The sequence below is a fragment of the Serratia sp. BNK-12 genome (genome assembly GCF_047456085.1).
Classification (GTDB): domain Bacteria; phylum Pseudomonadota; class Gammaproteobacteria; order Enterobacterales; family Enterobacteriaceae; genus Serratia; species Serratia liquefaciens.
The window spans coordinates 4412658-4428166 of record NZ_CP179896.1; the positions used below are offsets into that span (position 1 = coordinate 4412658).

15 protein-coding genes are annotated in these 15509 nt (G+C 56.1%); 4 read left to right on the forward strand and 11 right to left on the reverse strand.

Features of this window, described 5'->3' with window-relative positions; genetic code table 11:
• Window positions 1-52: 52 nt before the first annotated feature.
• Window positions 53-1096: a GMP reductase gene (locus tag ACMGG1_RS20630; protein ID WP_020825222.1), complete on the reverse strand. Its 1044-nt coding sequence runs from the start codon at window positions 1094-1096 to the stop codon at window positions 53-55.
• Between the two features lie 458 nt (window positions 1097-1554).
• On the opposite strand from ACMGG1_RS20630, the gene coaE reads away from it, so the two are divergent.
• From coaE to yacG, 3 genes are read left to right on the forward strand one after another with little or no spacing between them, the layout of a single operon-like run.
• The gene (gene coaE / locus ACMGG1_RS20635; protein ID WP_262255804.1) at window positions 1555-2169 is read left to right on the forward strand and encodes a dephospho-CoA kinase; all 615 of its coding nucleotides are present in this window, start codon (window positions 1555-1557) and stop codon (window positions 2167-2169) included.
• A gap of 5 nt (window positions 2170-2174) precedes the next feature.
• A complete protein-coding gene (gene zapD, locus ACMGG1_RS20640; RefSeq protein WP_020825220.1) occupies window positions 2175-2927 on the forward strand; it encodes a cell division protein ZapD in 753 nt (250 codons plus the stop codon).
• A gap of 50 nt (window positions 2928-2977) precedes the next feature.
• On the forward strand, window positions 2978-3169 hold the full coding sequence (gene yacG / locus ACMGG1_RS20645) for a DNA gyrase inhibitor YacG (RefSeq protein WP_020825219.1): 192 nt from the start codon (window positions 2978-2980) through the stop codon (window positions 3167-3169).
• A gap of 41 nt (window positions 3170-3210) precedes the next feature.
• Here the strand turns inward: yacG and mutT are convergent, their stop codons facing one another.
• The 3 genes from mutT to secM form a co-directional block, all read right to left on the reverse strand.
• On the reverse strand, window positions 3211-3615 hold the full coding sequence (gene mutT / locus ACMGG1_RS20650; protein WP_020825218.1) for an 8-oxo-dGTP diphosphatase MutT: 405 nt from the start codon (window positions 3613-3615) through the stop codon (window positions 3211-3213).
• Between the two features lie 101 nt (window positions 3616-3716).
• Window positions 3717-6428, reverse strand: a complete 2712-nt coding sequence (gene secA / locus ACMGG1_RS20655) for a preprotein translocase subunit SecA (RefSeq protein ID WP_414160988.1) — start codon at window positions 6426-6428, stop codon at window positions 3717-3719.
• 89 nt (window positions 6429-6517) lie between these two features.
• A complete protein-coding gene (secM, locus tag ACMGG1_RS20660; protein ID WP_046374516.1) occupies window positions 6518-7051 on the reverse strand; it encodes a secA translation cis-regulator SecM in 534 nt (177 codons plus the stop codon).
• Between the two features lie 26 nt (window positions 7052-7077).
• On the opposite strand from secM, the gene ACMGG1_RS20665 reads away from it, so the two are divergent.
• Window positions 7078-7602: a DUF721 domain-containing protein gene (locus tag ACMGG1_RS20665; protein ID WP_020825215.1), complete on the forward strand. Its 525-nt coding sequence runs from the start codon at window positions 7078-7080 to the stop codon at window positions 7600-7602.
• 14 nt (window positions 7603-7616) lie between these two features.
• Here the strand turns inward: ACMGG1_RS20665 and lpxC are convergent, their stop codons facing one another.
• The 7 genes from lpxC to murG all read right to left on the reverse strand — a co-directional run bounded on the left by lpxC (window position 7617) and on the right by murG (window position 15509).
• On the reverse strand, window positions 7617-8534 hold the full coding sequence (lpxC, locus tag ACMGG1_RS20670) for a UDP-3-O-acyl-N-acetylglucosamine deacetylase (RefSeq protein WP_037426060.1): 918 nt from the start codon (window positions 8532-8534) through the stop codon (window positions 7617-7619).
• A gap of 103 nt (window positions 8535-8637) precedes the next feature.
• The gene (gene ftsZ / locus ACMGG1_RS20675) at window positions 8638-9792 is read right to left on the reverse strand and encodes a cell division protein FtsZ (protein ID WP_004950150.1); all 1155 of its coding nucleotides are present in this window, start codon (window positions 9790-9792) and stop codon (window positions 8638-8640) included.
• Between the two features lie 74 nt (window positions 9793-9866).
• A complete protein-coding gene (ftsA, locus tag ACMGG1_RS20680; RefSeq protein WP_004950148.1) occupies window positions 9867-11123 on the reverse strand; it encodes a cell division protein FtsA in 1257 nt (418 codons plus the stop codon).
• Window positions 11120-11971 (reverse strand): cell division protein FtsQ, encoded by an 852-nt coding sequence (gene ftsQ / locus ACMGG1_RS20685; RefSeq protein ID WP_020825213.1) that lies wholly within the window; start codon window positions 11969-11971, stop codon window positions 11120-11122. Before ftsQ ends, ftsA begins: the two co-directional genes overlap by 4 nt.
• A gap of 1 nt (window position 11972) precedes the next feature.
• Entirely contained in the window at window positions 11973-12893 is a 921-nt protein-coding gene (locus ACMGG1_RS20690; RefSeq protein ID WP_046374517.1) for a D-alanine--D-alanine ligase, read from the reverse strand.
• On the reverse strand, window positions 12883-14361 hold the full coding sequence (gene murC / locus ACMGG1_RS20695; protein ID WP_337047773.1) for a UDP-N-acetylmuramate--L-alanine ligase: 1479 nt from the start codon (window positions 14359-14361) through the stop codon (window positions 12883-12885). Before murC ends, ACMGG1_RS20690 begins: the two co-directional genes overlap by 11 nt.
• Before the next feature lie 83 nt (window positions 14362-14444).
• Complete coding sequence (murG, locus tag ACMGG1_RS20700; protein ID WP_046374518.1) at window positions 14445-15509, reverse strand: undecaprenyldiphospho-muramoylpentapeptide beta-N-acetylglucosaminyltransferase; 1065 nt, start codon at window positions 15507-15509, stop codon at window positions 14445-14447.

A 15509-nucleotide genomic window follows, 5' to 3' on the forward strand; every position in this document is an offset into this window, starting at 1 on the left:
TGGGCGCAGCATTGAACTGCGCCCACAAATTGCTGGTATCGATACGCGCCGCTTACTTGCTGCCGAAGACGCGGTTTTCCTGCTCTGCAACGCGGATAAAGGTGGTGCGCTTGGTCAGCTCTTTCAGACGTTCCGCGCCGACGTAGGTGCAAGCGGAACGCAGGCCGCCAAGAATGTCGCGGACGGTGAACTCAACTTCGCCACGCAACGGCAGTTTGACAGTTTTCCCTTCGGCCGCACGGTACTGGGCAACGCCGCCGACGTGGCGTTTCATCGCCGACTCGGAGCTCATGCCGTAGAACAGCATAAATTTCTCACCGTTCTCTTCCACAATGGTGCCTTCGCACTCGTCGTGGCCGGCCAGCATGCCGCCCAGCATGACAAAATCAGCACCGCCGCCAAAGGCTTTCGCTACGTCGCCCGGCACCGAACAACCGCCATCGCTAACGATTTGGCCGCCGAGGCCATGCGCCGCATCAGCGCATTCGATCACCGCAGACAACTGCGGATAACCGACGCCGGTTTTCACGCGGGTCGTGCAGACAGAGCCTGGACCAATACCGACTTTAACAATGTCGGCGCCGGACAGGATAAGTTCTTCCACCATTTCTCCGGTGACGACGTTACCGGCACAGATAACATGTTTTGGACAGGCTTCACGCGCTTTCTGCAGGAAAGCGACAAAATGCTCGGAATAACCATTGGCTACGTCGATACAGATAAACTTCAGCTCGGGTGATAGCGCCAGGATCTGTTGCATTTTCACAAAGTCAGCGTCGGACGTGCCGGTTGAAACCATCACGTGGCGCAGCACCGATGCCGGTACGCGCTGCACAAAGGCGGCCCACTGCTCTACGGTGTAGTGTTTGTGTACGGCGGTGAGAACATCGAAGGAAGCCAAGGCCTCTGCCATGCTGAAGGTACCGACCGAGTCCATGTTGGCGGCAATGATCGGCACACCAGACCAGCTACAGCCAGAATGTTTGAAGGTAAACTGACGTTCCAGTTCAACTTCTGAGCGGCTTTTCAGCGTGGAACGCTTTGGGCGAATCAGCACATCTTTAAAGCCTAACTTCAAATCTTCTTCAATACGCATGACTTATGATTTCCTGGTTTATGGCGACGGATCGCAAAACGCAATGGCTTGAAAAGCGACGGGGTATACCCTAAATAATTCGAGTTGCAGGAAGGCGACAAGGGCGAGAGTCCCGATGAGCTTACTTATGTAAGTGATTCGGGTGAACGCGCGCAGTCAACACACCTGCAGCTTGAAGAATGACGGGTATAGATTAATGCCAGTTCCAGTGACGCTATCATACGCGCTAATAATCGCCGGACAAGACTGCGAATTCTCCTTTTTTTGCGCTACAATCCGACAAATTTACCTGCGACACCGCAGTGTGACCTCCCGCTCATTTTCCCTTTCCGGCTGCGCTTTTTATCACCGTACAGCCTAAGCGGCACGGCAAGCGCCGCCGGCTTACTTGCACTTCTGTGCGATCGCTTTATGATTCGTCTATTATTTTTTTATGAACCTCAGGTGCATTCCCTACCATGGCCTACATTGTTGCGTTGACAGGGGGTATCGGCAGCGGTAAGTCCACCGTGGCAGACGCCTTCGCTCGCCACGGCGTGACGGTGGTCGATGCTGACATTATCGCCCGACAGGTTGTCGAGCCAGGAACCCCGGCACTGGCTGCCATCGCCGAACGTTTTGGTAATGAAATGTTGCAGCCGGACGGTTCACTGAACCGTGCCGCCTTACGTCAGTGTATCTTCAGTAACCCTGATGAAAAGCGTTGGCTAAACCAACTGCTGCACCCGCTGATTCATCAGGAAACTCAACGTCAACTGGCGCAAGTCACCAGCCCCTACGCTCTCTGGGTGGTGCCATTGCTGGTCGAGAACAACCTGCAGGCGCGCGCCGATCGCGTGCTGGTGGTTGACGTCGACAGCGAGACTCAGTTGGCCAGAACCATCGCCCGCGACGGCATCAGCCGTCAGCAGGCACAGAACATACTGTCCGCACAGGTCACGCGTGAGCAGCGCCTGGCCGCTGCAGACGACATCATTGATAATAGCGGCACCGCTCAGGGGATAGAGCCATTGGTTGCCGCACTGCATTGCCGTTACCTTGAGCTGGCGGCATCAGCGACCCGACAGGATTAAACTGAATGAGTGATGTTTCCCCAAGCGTTCTTTTTGAACATCCGTTGAATGAAAAAATGCGCACCTGGCTGCGCATGGAATTTTTGCTGCAACAGCTGCATGGCCAGCGAGCCTTAAGCGAAACGGCCATCGCCCTGACCTTTTTCCGCACCATCGCCGATCTGCTGGACGTGCTGGAGCGCGGTGAAGTACGTACCGAGCTACTGAAAGAGCTGGAACGTCAGCAGCAAAAATTGCTGGCGTGGGCCGATGTTCCGGGCGTCGATATGTCGCTGGTGGATCAGTTACGCAACCAGTTGAAGCAACGTGGTGCCGCACTGATGTCTGCGCCGCGACTGGGTCAGGCGCTGCGCGAAGATCGGTTGATTAGTCTGGTACGGCAACGCCTGAGCATCCCCGGTGGGTGCTGCAGCTTTGACTTGCCGACGCTGCACATGTGGATGCATGCACCACAGCAAGAGCGAGATAACGACGTAGCCGAATGGTTGCAAACGCTGGAACCATTAAACCAGGCACTGACTATGGTGCTGGATCTGATCCGTCAGGCCGGGCCATTTCGCAATCAGATCAGCCTGAACGGTTTTTTCCAGGATAACGCCGAGGGGGCGGATCTGCTGCGCTTACGCATCAATCTGGCGCACCAGCTTTACCCACAAATTTCCGGCCATAAGACGCGCTATGCGATTCGCTTTCTGCCGCTGGACAGTGAGCTCGGCGTGGTGCCGGAACGACTAACCTTTGAGTTGGCCTGTTGCTGACCCAATGACATCAAGACCTTTCACGCGTTGGAAGGGAGTAAGGAATAGATATGACTACCGTAGTGAAATGCCCAACCTGTGGCAAAGGTGTGGTTTGGGGAGAGGTGAGCCCATTTCGTCCGTTTTGCAGCAAACGCTGTCAGTTGATTGATCTGGGCGAATGGGCCGATGAAGAGAAGCGCATTCCAAGCAACAGCGATCTTTCCGAAAGCGAAGAGTGGAGTGAAGCAGACGATCGCTGATCGTCGTTCTGATCGGCCCGGCAGCCGCCAGGCCGGTTGTATTACTGCGCGGCGTTAGCCTGCTCCACCAGCAGTTTGATAATGCTGATATTGGCCTGAGGGAACTCTTCTTCCCGCAGGTCAGCCTGCTTTACCCAGCGCATAGGCTGGCCTTCGCGACCGAAGGGTTCACCGGCCCAGGCTTCCACCAGATAGAAATTCAACGTGACGATGCGATCGCTAAACTGATGCTCAAGCACGTCCAACAACTCCGCACGCTGGGCTTCAATGCCGGTCTCTTCCAATAATTCACGGCTAAGCGCCTGTTCCGGCGTCTCCCCCTGTTCAATTTTGCCGCCGGGAAACTCCCAGAAACCGGCCATATGCGAATCGGCCGCGCGGCGGGTAATGAAGATTTCCTGCTGGGCATTACGAATGATGCCGACGGCGATATTCAGATGTTTCATCGCATCCTCCTGATTGAGTCGTTGGAACGCGGAATGCAGCCCCAAAAAACAGGGGCTCAGCACGCTGAACCCCTGGGTTTTATTCGTTAAACAGTGTCGGCTTAGTTCTGCAGACGACCGTGACACTGTTTGTATTTTTTACCGGAACCGCATGGGCACGGATCGTTACGACCCACTTTACGTTCTGCGATGGTCGGTGCATTAGGATCTTCAGTCACCAGCGCGTTTTCTTCATAGTGGCTCAGCTGCTGCTGTTTGGCCAGACGCTCGGCTTCTTCACGACGCTGCAGTTCCAAGGCTTCAACCTCTTCCGGCATCCGCACCTGAACCTTGCTCAGCACGCTGATCACTTCATGCTTCAGTGATTCCAGCATGGTAGCGAACATGTTGAAGGACTCGCGCTTGTACTCCTGCTTAGGATCTTTCTGCGCATAACCGCGCAGATGGATACCCTGACGCAGGTAGTCCATGGCCGCCAGATGCTCTTTCCACAGGGAATCCAGCGTCTGCAGCATCACGCCTTTCTCGAAGTTGCGCATCATCTCGGTGCCAACCACTTCTTCTTTACGCTGGTACTCTTCCTTGGCTTTTTCCAGAATACGCTCACGCAGCGTTTCTTCGTGCAGCTCAGGCTCTTTATCCAACCATTCGGCGATAGGCATATCCAGATCGAAATCGTTTTTCAGACGTTCGGTCAGCCCCTGAATATCCCACTCTTCTTCCAGCGACTGCGGTTGAATGTAGCCGTCGATAGTGGTTTTGAACACGTCTTCACGGATGTTGGCAATGGTTTCGCTAACGTCAGACACGTCCAGCAGTTCGTTACGCTGGCTGTAGATCGCGCGGCGCTGATCGTTGGCCACGTCATCGTATTCCAGCAGTTGCTTACGAATGTCGAAGTTGCGGCTTTCTACTTTACGCTGGGCGTTGGCAATCGCTTTGGTGACCCATGGGTGCTCAATGGCCTCACCTTCTTTCATCCCCAATTTACGCATCATGTTGGAAACGCGATCGGAGGCGAAAATACGCATCAGGGCATCTTCCATCGACAGGTAGAAGCGGGATGAACCGGCATCCCCCTGACGACCGGAACGGCCGCGCAACTGGTTATCGATACGGCGTGATTCATGACGCTCGGTACCAATGATGTGCAGGCCACCGGCTGCCAGTACAGCATCGTGACGGATTTTCCAGGCGTCTTTAATCGCCGCGATTTGCTCTTCGGTTGGATCTTCCAACTGGGCAATCTCTGCCTGCCAGCTGCCGCCCAACACGATGTCGGTACCACGACCGGCCATGTTGGTAGCGATGGTAACCGCAGAGGTCTGGCCGGCCTGAGCAACGATGTCCGCTTCCATGGCGTGGAACTTGGCGTTCAACACCTTATGGGCGATACCGGCTTTCTCCAGCTCACGCGAAACCACTTCGGATTTCTCGATTGAAATCGTACCGACCAGAACCGGCTGGCCGTTAGCGGTACGCTCACGAATATCTTCAATGATGGCGCCAATCTTCTCATGCTCGGTCATGTAGACCAGATCCGGCATGTCTTTACGCAGCATTGGACGGTTGGTCGGCACCACAATGGTATCCAGCTTGTAGATCGAGCTGAATTCAAAAGCTTCGGTGTCGGCGGTACCGGTCATCCCAGCCAGCTTCTCGTACAGGCGGAAGTAGTTCTGGAAGGTGATGGAGGCCAGGGTCTGGTTTTCGTTCTGGATTTCCACGCCTTCTTTGGCTTCCACCGCCTGGTGCAGGCCATCGGACCAGCGACGGCCGTGCATGGTACGGCCGGTGTGTTCGTCGACGATGATGACTTCACCGTCTTTTACGATGTAGTCAACGTCACGGGTAAACAGCACATGGGCACGCAGAGCCGCGGTCACGTGGTGCATCAGCATGATGTTGGTCGGTGAGTACAGTGACTCCCCTTCGTCCATGATGCCGGCTTCCATCAGCATTTCTTCGATCAGGATCAGGCCGCGTTCGGTCAGGTGCACCTGGCGCGCCTTTTCGTCAACCGAGAAGTGGCCTTCGCCCTGGAAGGAATCCGAATCTTCTTTTTCCTGACGGATCAGTTTAGGGATCAGCTTGTTAACCTTGATGTACATCTCGGAGCTGTCTTCAGCCGGGCCAGAGATGATCAACGGTGTACGCGCTTCATCGATCAGGATGGAGTCAACCTCATCCACCAGTGCATAGTGCAGTTTGCGCTGAACGCGCTCTTCCGGACTGAACGCCATGTTGTCGCGCAGATAGTCGAAACCGTATTCGTTGTTGGTGCCGTAGGTAATGTCCGCGGCATAGGCTTCACGCTTGGCCGGTGCCGGCATGCCCGGCAGGTTGATGCCGATGCTCAAGCCGAGGAACTCAAACAGCGGGCGGTTGTTCTCGGCGTCACGCTGTGCCAGATAGTCGTTGACGGTTACCACGTGCACGCCACGACCGCTCAGGGCGTTCAGATAGGCTGGCAGGGTTGCGGTCAGGGTTTTACCTTCACCGGTGCGCATCTCTGCGATACAGCGGTCATTCAGCACCATGCCGCCCAGCAGCTGCACGTCGAAGTGACGCATGCCGAAGACGCGCTTGCTCGCCTCACGCACTACCGCGAAGGCCTCAGGCAACAGGTTTTCCAGCACTTCACCCTTTTCCAGGCGCGCGCGGAACTCGTTGGTCTTGGCTTTCAGTTCGTCATCGGACAGTTTTTCCATGTCCGGTTCCATCTGGTTGATCAGCTCAACCGATTTGCGCATGCGGCGCAGCGTACGATCGTTACGGCTACCAAAAACTTTGGTCAATAATTTCACTAACATGATGTTTGATATCTCTGTCATGACGGCCAACACAGGCAGTCAACTTGATGTTATTTTTTAGGTTTTTTTGTCGCCCGAGGGGCAAGAAATCAGCTTAAGGCTGCAGGTCCGGCGCGAATGCCCTGCACTTGCGCAAGCCACAACCCGGCCTGATGCTGCGCAACAGCGGGCAGCACGGCGTGGTGAGTGGTGCGAATGATGGTCGGCGGCTTCGGCTCGTGCGTCAGCAGCGCATTAAGGGTAGAAAGCAGCGCCAGTTGCGCTACCTGCAATGGGGGTTCGGTCACCTCCGCTTCGCTTTCCTGCACCCGCGCGTAAACGGCCTGCGGCGCAAGCGCAAAAGAGAGGTGACGAATGACGGTACGAAGCGCATGCTGGTGCCAATAGTCGACGCTAAAGGTCGGACGACGGTGCGCTTCTTGCAGTAACGCCAGGCTATTGAAGGCGCCACTGGCAGAGTTTTGCCGGTTCAGGCTGGACGAGGTGCTCGGCAGAGCGGCTTGATCGGGGTTGCCGGTCAGATTGGTAGGTACGCCAAGCGTGGCCGCAACCATCCCTAAAAGGAGATGGGGCCAGAAATAACGTCTGCCAAATTGTCGCCAACGATTTAGAATACCGATCACGAGTTTATAATCCGCCGGAGCCCATTATGCGCGATAGCCGTCCACAATTATTAGATTCCCTGTTCGACGACGCGTCTGCAGAAGACAAAGGGCCACTGCATAACGTCCAACAACGCGCAGTCGCGTTGCTTAAGCTTAACCGTGCAGTTAAAGGCCTGTTGCCCGTTCAACTGCATCCTTGGTGCCGCGTCGCAAATTTCCGACAGGGTATTTTAGTGCTAGAAACGGCAAATGCCAGCTGGATGATGCGTCTACGTTACGAACAACCGGCTTTATTATCAGCACTACGAGCGCAAATTCTACCATCATTGTCGTCGATCGACATCAGGATTAATCCGGCCTTGATGGCAAAAGGGAACAACCTGGTGCAGGACGCCGCAAAAACGGCAGGAAATACGCAGTCAAGCGTGCCTATGCGTCATCTGAGTCAGGAAAGTGCTGGGGAATTAAGGGTATTAGCGAGCCGGAGCCCGGAAAAACTGCGCAAGATATTAGAACGACTGGCGTCGTTGGCCGGAGAGAGTGCCAACGCTACCAGTCGTGATAAGTAATCAGCGGTATCGACTTATGCCAATACGGTTGACGGAGCTTTGAATGCCAGTGGCATTTCGGCTTCGTCCTGGAAGGTGACGTATTCCCACGCTTCCTGTTTCGCCAGAACTGCTTGAAGCAGCTTGTTGTTCAGCGCATGACCAGACTTGTACGCGGTAAACGCGCCAATGATATTATGGCCGCACATGAACAGGTCGCCGATGGCGTCCAGCATTTTGTGACGCACGAATTCGTCTTCGAAGCGCAGGCCGTCTTCGTTCAGCACGCGGTAATCATCTACCACGATAGCGCAGTCAAAGCTGCCGCCCAGGGCCAGGCCACGGGACTGTAAATATTCGATATCACGCATGAAGCCGAAAGTACGCGCACGGCTGATTTGACGCACGAACGAGTCGGCAGAGAAATCAAGGCGGTAGCGTTGCGTACTGGCGTCGATCGCCGGGTGGTTGAAGTCGATGGTGAAGTCCAGGCGGAACCCGTTATGCGGGGACAGCTCGGCCCACTTGTCGCCATCTTCAACACGCACGGTGTCTTTCAGACGCAGGAATTTCTTCGCAGAGTTCAGTTCTTCAATGCCGGCATCCAGCAACAGGAAGACGAACGGACTGGCACTGCCGTCCATGATAGGGATTTCAGCAGCGTCAACTTCGATAACGATGTTGTCGATGCCCAACCCAGCCAGCGCGGCATTAAGATGCTCAACGGTAGAAATACGCACGTCATGCTCATTGACCAGGCAGGTACAGAGCATGGTATCACGCACGGATTTTGCATCAGCCGGAAAATCAACCGGTGGATTCAAGTCAGTGCGACGATAGATGACCCCGGTATTAGCCGCCGCGGGTCGCATTGTCAGCGTGACTTTCTTGCCGGTATGTAAACCGACACCAGTCGCCTGAACAATACGTTTTAATGTCCTTTGTTTGATCATCGTTTTATCTCGCAATGTTATCAATCCTACCAGCCAAGCATACAGCATGGCTGGCGGGACAGTTTAGCACAAAGAGCGGAGATTCCAAATTCTCAGGATATTCTTAGTCTGCCTGCTTGCGCAGGAAGGCTGGAATATCAAGATAGTCGGGCTCTTTATTAGGCTGCGCAGTCGGATCGTTAACCACCTTGGCAGCAGGTTTCACTTCCTGCGGCAGCGGCGACATGCCGTGCTGCTGGTAGCGATGATCCATCACTGGCTGGCTGGCCTGTTTATTGGTGACCAGAGTGATTTCCGGACGTTTGTCCATACCGATACCGGTCGCAACCACGGTTACACGCAGTTCGTCGTTCATTTCCGGATCCAGCGACGTACCAATTACCACGGTCGCGTTGTCGGAAGCGAAAGCACGAATGGTGTTACCCACGGTTTCGAACTCATCCAAGCGCAGGTCGAAGCCGGCGGTGATGTTGACCAGCACGCCGCGAGCGCCGGACAGGTCGATATCTTCCAGCAGTGGGCTGGAGATCGCCATTTCCGCAGCTTCTTCAGCACGGTCTTCACCACAGGCAACGCCGGAACCCATCATCGCGTAGCCCATTTCGGACATTACGGTGCGCACGTCGGCGAAGTCGACGTTCATCAGGCCCGGACGGGTGATCAGTTCGGCAATACCCTGTACCGCGCCTTTCAGCACGTCGTTAGCCGCACCAAACGCGTCCAACAGAGAAATACCGCGACCCAGAACTTTCAACAGCTTGTCGTTCGGGATAGTGATCAGTGAGTCCACATGTTTGGACAATTCTGCGATACCCTGCTCAGCGAACGCCATGCGTTTCTTGCCTTCAAAATTGAAAGGCTTGGTCACCACGGCCACTGTCAGAATACCCAGGTCTTTAGCAACTTCAGCGACGACTGGCGCTGCACCGGTACCGGTACCGCCGCCCATGCCGGCTGCAATGAAGACCATGTCTGCACCATCCAGTGCGGCGCGCAGGGCTTCACGGTCTTCTTCCGCTGAATTGCGACCCACTTCAGGGTTCGCGCCTGCACCCAGACCTTTGGTAATACCGCTACCGATCTGGATGGTTTGGCCAACTGCCGTTTTACGAAGCGCCTGAGCGTCTGTATTCACGGCAAAGAATTCAACACCTTCGATGCGCTCGCGCACCATGTGTTCAACGGCGTTGCCACCGCCACCGCCGACGCCGATGACTTTAATCACCGCGTCATTGGTTAGTTCCATTGGTTCAAACATAGTTTCTCTCCGTTTTGTGCCTGTCGCTGCGAGATCATAAAAAGATTACTCAGCATGATCTCTTTGTTGAAACATTAAAACTCTTTTCTCAGCCAGCTATTGATACGTTTAAACCAATTGCCCACCGAGGCGCGTTTTTCTACTTCTGCCTCACCGCTCAGGTGAGACTCTTTTCCATAGTGCAGCAGACCTACCGCCGTAGAGTAGTAAGGCTCCTGCGCATAATCCGTCAGACCCGTGATGTTCAAGGGTTGGCCGATGCGTACCTGGGTGTGGAACACCCGTTGCGCACAGGCTGCCAGGCCATCAATCTGGGCGGCACCACCGGTCAGCACAATACCCGCTGCCAGATGATGCTTCACCCCTTGCTGACGCAGTTGCTCCTGCAATTGCAAAATTTCATCGTTAACCAGATTCAACAGTTCGGTGTAGCGTGGCTCAATCACTTCAGCCAGTGTCTGTCTTTGCAGACTCCGAGGAGGACGTCCTCCAACGCTTGGCACCTCTACACTTTCATCCTTGCTAACAATCGACCCAAGCGCACAGCCGTGTCGAACTTTGATCGCTTCCGCGTCTGTCGGCGGCGTGCCGAAGGCGTAAGCGATATCGCTGGTGACCACGTTCCCGGCGTAAGGGATCACTTTGGTGTGGCGCAGCGCACCGCCGGTGTACACCGCCATATCCATGGTGCCGCCGCCGATATCCACTACACAAACGCCGAGCTCGCGCTCATCTTCGGTCAGTACCGCATAGCTGGCGGCCAGACCGGCGAAAATAAGTTGGTCAACTTTCAGACCACAACGTTCTACTGCCTTAACGATGTTCTTAGCCATATCGTTATGGCAGGTGATCAGGTGCACCTTGGCTTGCATACGCACGCCGGACAACCCAACCGGGTTTTTGATGCCTTCCTGATAATCGATGGCGTATTCCTGAGGGATGACGTGCAGGATGCGGTGTTCATCACGGACGCGTACCGATTTAGCGGTATGCACCACGTTCTCCACATCTTCCTGTGTCACTTCCTCTTCGGAAATAGGAACCATCCCTATTTCGTTCTGGCAGCTGATGTGTTTACCCGATAATGCGAGGTAAACCGAAGAAATCTGACAATCCGCCATCAGTTCGGCCTGATCGATAGCGCGCTGTACGCACTTCACTACCGACTCCAGGTCGTTAACGCCACCCTTATCCATACCGCGAGACGGGCAACTGCCCACCCCGATAATGTTGACCATGCCATCGGGCAGAACTTCCCCTACCAATGCGGAGACTTTTGCAGTACCGATCTCCAGTCCAACTACCAGTTTTCTGTCCGTCGACTTGATCATTGTTGTTTTGCCTGTGCCTGATTCTGTTGCTGATTACTGTTCTGCCGATCGCCTGCAGCCTGCGGGTCGATAAACACGGGGGCCCAACCTACCGATGCACCGGCCTCATAGCGTAAGTCGACATAACTGACTCGCTTGCTTTCTGCCTGTCCCTGCTGCTGCAATACCGGGTAAAGCTCGATAAAGCGCTGCAGGCGTCCGGTGCGATCGTCGCGTCCCAGCTCCAGCCGAACATCATTATCCAAAGCCAGCTGCCAGGAATGGCGGGCGCTCATGGCCGCCATTTTCAGCGTATATTTGCTGGCCGCTAACATGCTGCTCATGGTCCGGTAACCTTCAAGAACATCCTGTTCGCTCCCTTCCGGACCATACAGCAACGGCAACTTCTGTTTGCCAATTCGTTCTGCAGGCACGCTGAAGGATTTGCCTTCGGCATCTACCATGTGCAAATCATTCCATCGCGCCACCGGGACATATTCCACCAGGTGGATCTTCAGCTCATCCGGCCACTGCTTGCGCACGCTGGCCTGCTTGATCCACGGCAGGCGTTCAATCTGCTGCTGGATGATATCCACATCCTGCGTCATGAACGTCCCCGGCGATCCCAGCGCCAGGATAGCCTGACGAATATCGTCGTTGGTGGTGTAGTGACGTTCACCGGTCACCACCAGTCGTGACAGCGGCAGGCGGCTGGCGTCTTTCATCCAGCCAATCACCGCCCACCCACTCCACAGGACCGTTCCCAACACCATCAGCAGGAAAATCATTCCCGCCAACTGGGTTCCATTGCTGCGTCGCGGGTTGTTGTCCACCTCGCGTTCACGCGCATTCAGGGCAGCTTGCGACATATCAGTCGGCCAATTCCAAAATTCTCGCTACCAGCTGCGAGAAGCTTAAACCAGACTGGCGCGCTGCCATCGGCACCAGGCTATGACTGGTCATGCCCGGCGAGGTATTCACCTCAAGCAGATAGAAGCTGCCATCGCTATCCTGCATCACATCAACGCGGCCCCAGCCGCTGCAGTCCAGCCCACGATAGGCGCGTAACGCCAGAGACGCCATTTCGGCTTCCTGTTCCGCACCCAGGCCGCTCGGACAGAAATACTGGGTATCGTCCGAGATGTACTTGGCCTGGTAATCGTAAAACACGCCGGCCGGTTGAATGCGGATGGAAGGCAATACCCGATCACCCAGCATCGCTACCGTGTATTCCGGACCGCTCAGCCACTTCTCGACCAGCACGTCGTCGTCATGACGGAAACCTTCTTCCAGAGCCGCCTCAAGAGCGCCACGCTCGGTAACTTTGCTCATACCAACGCTGGAGCCTTCACGGCTCGGCTTGACGATCAGCGGCAGGCCCAAGGCCTCTACGCGCGCGATCAGCGCCTCTTTTTCTGCACCGGCATATTGCTGACGGTTCAGCGCAACATAAGGCGCCACCGGCAGGCCCATCGACTGCCACACCATTTTGGTGCGCCACTTGTCCATGGTCAGTGCCGAAGCCATCACGCCACTGCCTGTATAAGGCAGTTCGAGGAACTCCAGCATGCCTTGCAGGGTGCCGTCTTCACCGCCTCGGCCATGCAGCGCGATAAATACTTTGGTAAACCCATGTTCTTTCAACTGGGTGACCGGGAAATCACGGATATCGATGCCGTGAGCGTCGATACCGGCTTCACGCAGCCCGGCCAGCACGGCGGCACCGGATTGCAATGACACTTCACGTTCAGCGGAGGTGCCACCCAGCAGTACGGCAACTTTATCGGCCATGATGTTCCTCCTCTTTTTTCAGTGGCTGCAGCTTCAGCTCAGCCAGTTTGCGTGCGACTTTCCCCACGTTGCCTGCGCCCTGCACCAGCACTAAATCGTCCGCTTGCAGCAACCCTGCCAGGGTTTCCGGCACGGTATCCGCATCAGACACCAGAATCGGATCCAGCTTGCCGCGGCTGCGGATGGTACGGCACAGCGAGCGGCTGTCCGCCCCTGGAATTGCCGTTTCACCGGCAGAGTAAACGTCCAGCATCAGCAGCACGTCCACCTGCGACAGCACATTGGCAAAGTCGTCATACAGATCGCGAGTACGCGTGTAACGGTGCGGCTGGAAAATCATCACCAGACGCTTGTCCGGCCAGCCTGCACGTGCGGCTTTCAGCGTCGCGTCGACCTCGGTCGGGTGGTGGCCATAATCGTCCACCAGCATCGCACTGCCGCTTTTGCCATTTACCGGCTCCAGCGGGAATTCGCCGAGGAAATCAAAGCGGCGACCGGTCCCCTGGAAGCTGGCCAACGCACGCAGGATATCTGCGTCGTCAATGCCCTCTTCCGTTGCCACCGCCACTGCCGCCGCCGCGTTCAACGCGTTGTGACGACCCGGCGCATTCAGCGTCACCGTCATCAGCGGCTTGTCCTGGCGGCTCAGGGTGAAGTGGCCCTGGGCTCCAACCTGACGGTAGCTCTCGATGCGAACGTCGGCATCGTCGCTGAAACCGTAAGTGGTGATATGGCGACCCACGCGTGGCAGCAATTCACGCACCACCGGATCGTCAATACACATCACCGCACGGCCGTAGAACGGCAGGTTGTGCAAAAAGTTAATAAACGTCTGCTTCAGGTTTTCGAAGTCGCCCTGGTAGGTCTCCATATGGTCGGCTTCGATATTGGTGACAATCGCCACCATCGGTTGCAGATGCAAGAAAGAAGCATCGCTCTCATCCGCTTCCGCAATCAGGTAACGGCTGGAGCCCAAACGCGCATGAGTTCCTGCCGCTTTCACCAGCCCGCCGTTAACAAAGGTCGGGTCCAGACCGGCTTCGGCATAAATGCTCGACACCATTGCCGTGGTCGTGGTCTTGCCATGCGTACCGGCAACGGCGATGCCGTGACGAAAACGCATCAGTTCGGCCAACATCTCTGCGCGGCGGATTACCGGAATACGCGCTTCACGAGCGGCGACAATTTCCGGGTTGTCGGCAGAAATCGCGGTAGAAACCACGACTACGCTGGCATCCAGTACGTTCTCCGGACGGTGATGGAAGTAAATCGTCGCCCCGAGCGCGCTCAGCTGCTGGGTTACCGGATTCGGTGCCAGGTCAGAACCGCTGATTTGATAACCTTCATTGGCCAACACTTCGGCGATACCACCCATGCCGGCGCCACCGATGCCGACAAAGTGAATGTGCCGGACGCGTCGCATCTCGGGCACGATAGTACGTAGTTTCGCCAGTTGTTGTGTATTCATCACTCTCTCTAATCCAGGTCCGGCATGCCGGGCCCCTACATGACATTCTTTAATTCAGGCCCGGCGAACCGGACCCCTGCATATTATTTGGCGACGCGCACCAGCTCCGCAGCTACGCGTTCGGTAGCATCAGGAATGGCTACGGCACGGGCCTTTTCGGCCATGGCCAGCAGCGTAGGACGATCCCAGCCAGCCAGCAGCTCCGCCACCACATCGGCGTTAAACTGCGGTTGCTCGATAATCTTCGCCGCACCGGCTTCTTCCAGCGGGCGAGCATTCCAATACTGTTGGCGGTCTTTGTGCATGAAAGGCACGAAGATCGCAGGAAGGCCCGCAGCGGCGATCTCGCTGACCGTTAGCGCGCCGGAGCGGCACACCACGACATCAGCCCAAGCGTACGCCGCCGCCATGTCATCAATAAACTCGGTCACTTTGTGTTGCGTCTGCCCTACCCTCTCGTAGTCGCGCAACACATTTTCCAGCGCACCTTTGCCTACCTGATGCCAGAGCGTAATTCTATCGCCCAATCTCGCCGCGACTTCAGGAACTGTCTGATTCAGCACCCGGGCACCCTGACTGCCGCCAATCACCAGTACGCGAATGGGCCCTTCACGCCCCGTCAATCGCTCTGCCGGCAGCGGCAGCGCCAATACGTCAGTGCGTACCGGGTTGCCCACCACGTCCGCATTGGGGAACGCGCCAGGGAAGGCCTGCAGGACCTTCTTGGCAATGCGCGCCAACCAACGGTTGGTCAGCCCGGCAATGCCGTTTTGTTCATGCAGCACCACCGGGATGCCGCACAGCCATGCGGCCAAACCGCCAGGACCAGAAACGTACCCCCCCATTCCCAGCACCACGTCCGGTTGGTAGCTACGCATAATCGCCTTCGCCTGACGTACGGCTTGCCAGATACGCAGCGGCGCGCTCAGTTGGGCCTTCAGCCCTTTGCCACGCAGGCCGGAAATACGGATGAAATCAATCTCGATCCCGTGCTTTGGCACCAGATCGGCTTCCATTCGGTCTGCGGTTCCAAGCCAGCGCACCTGCCAGCCCTGCGCCATCAGATGATGTGCGACCGCCAGTCCCGGGAACACGTGTCCGCCGGTACCGCCCGCCATCACCATTAAACGCTTAGGTTTCCCGCTCAT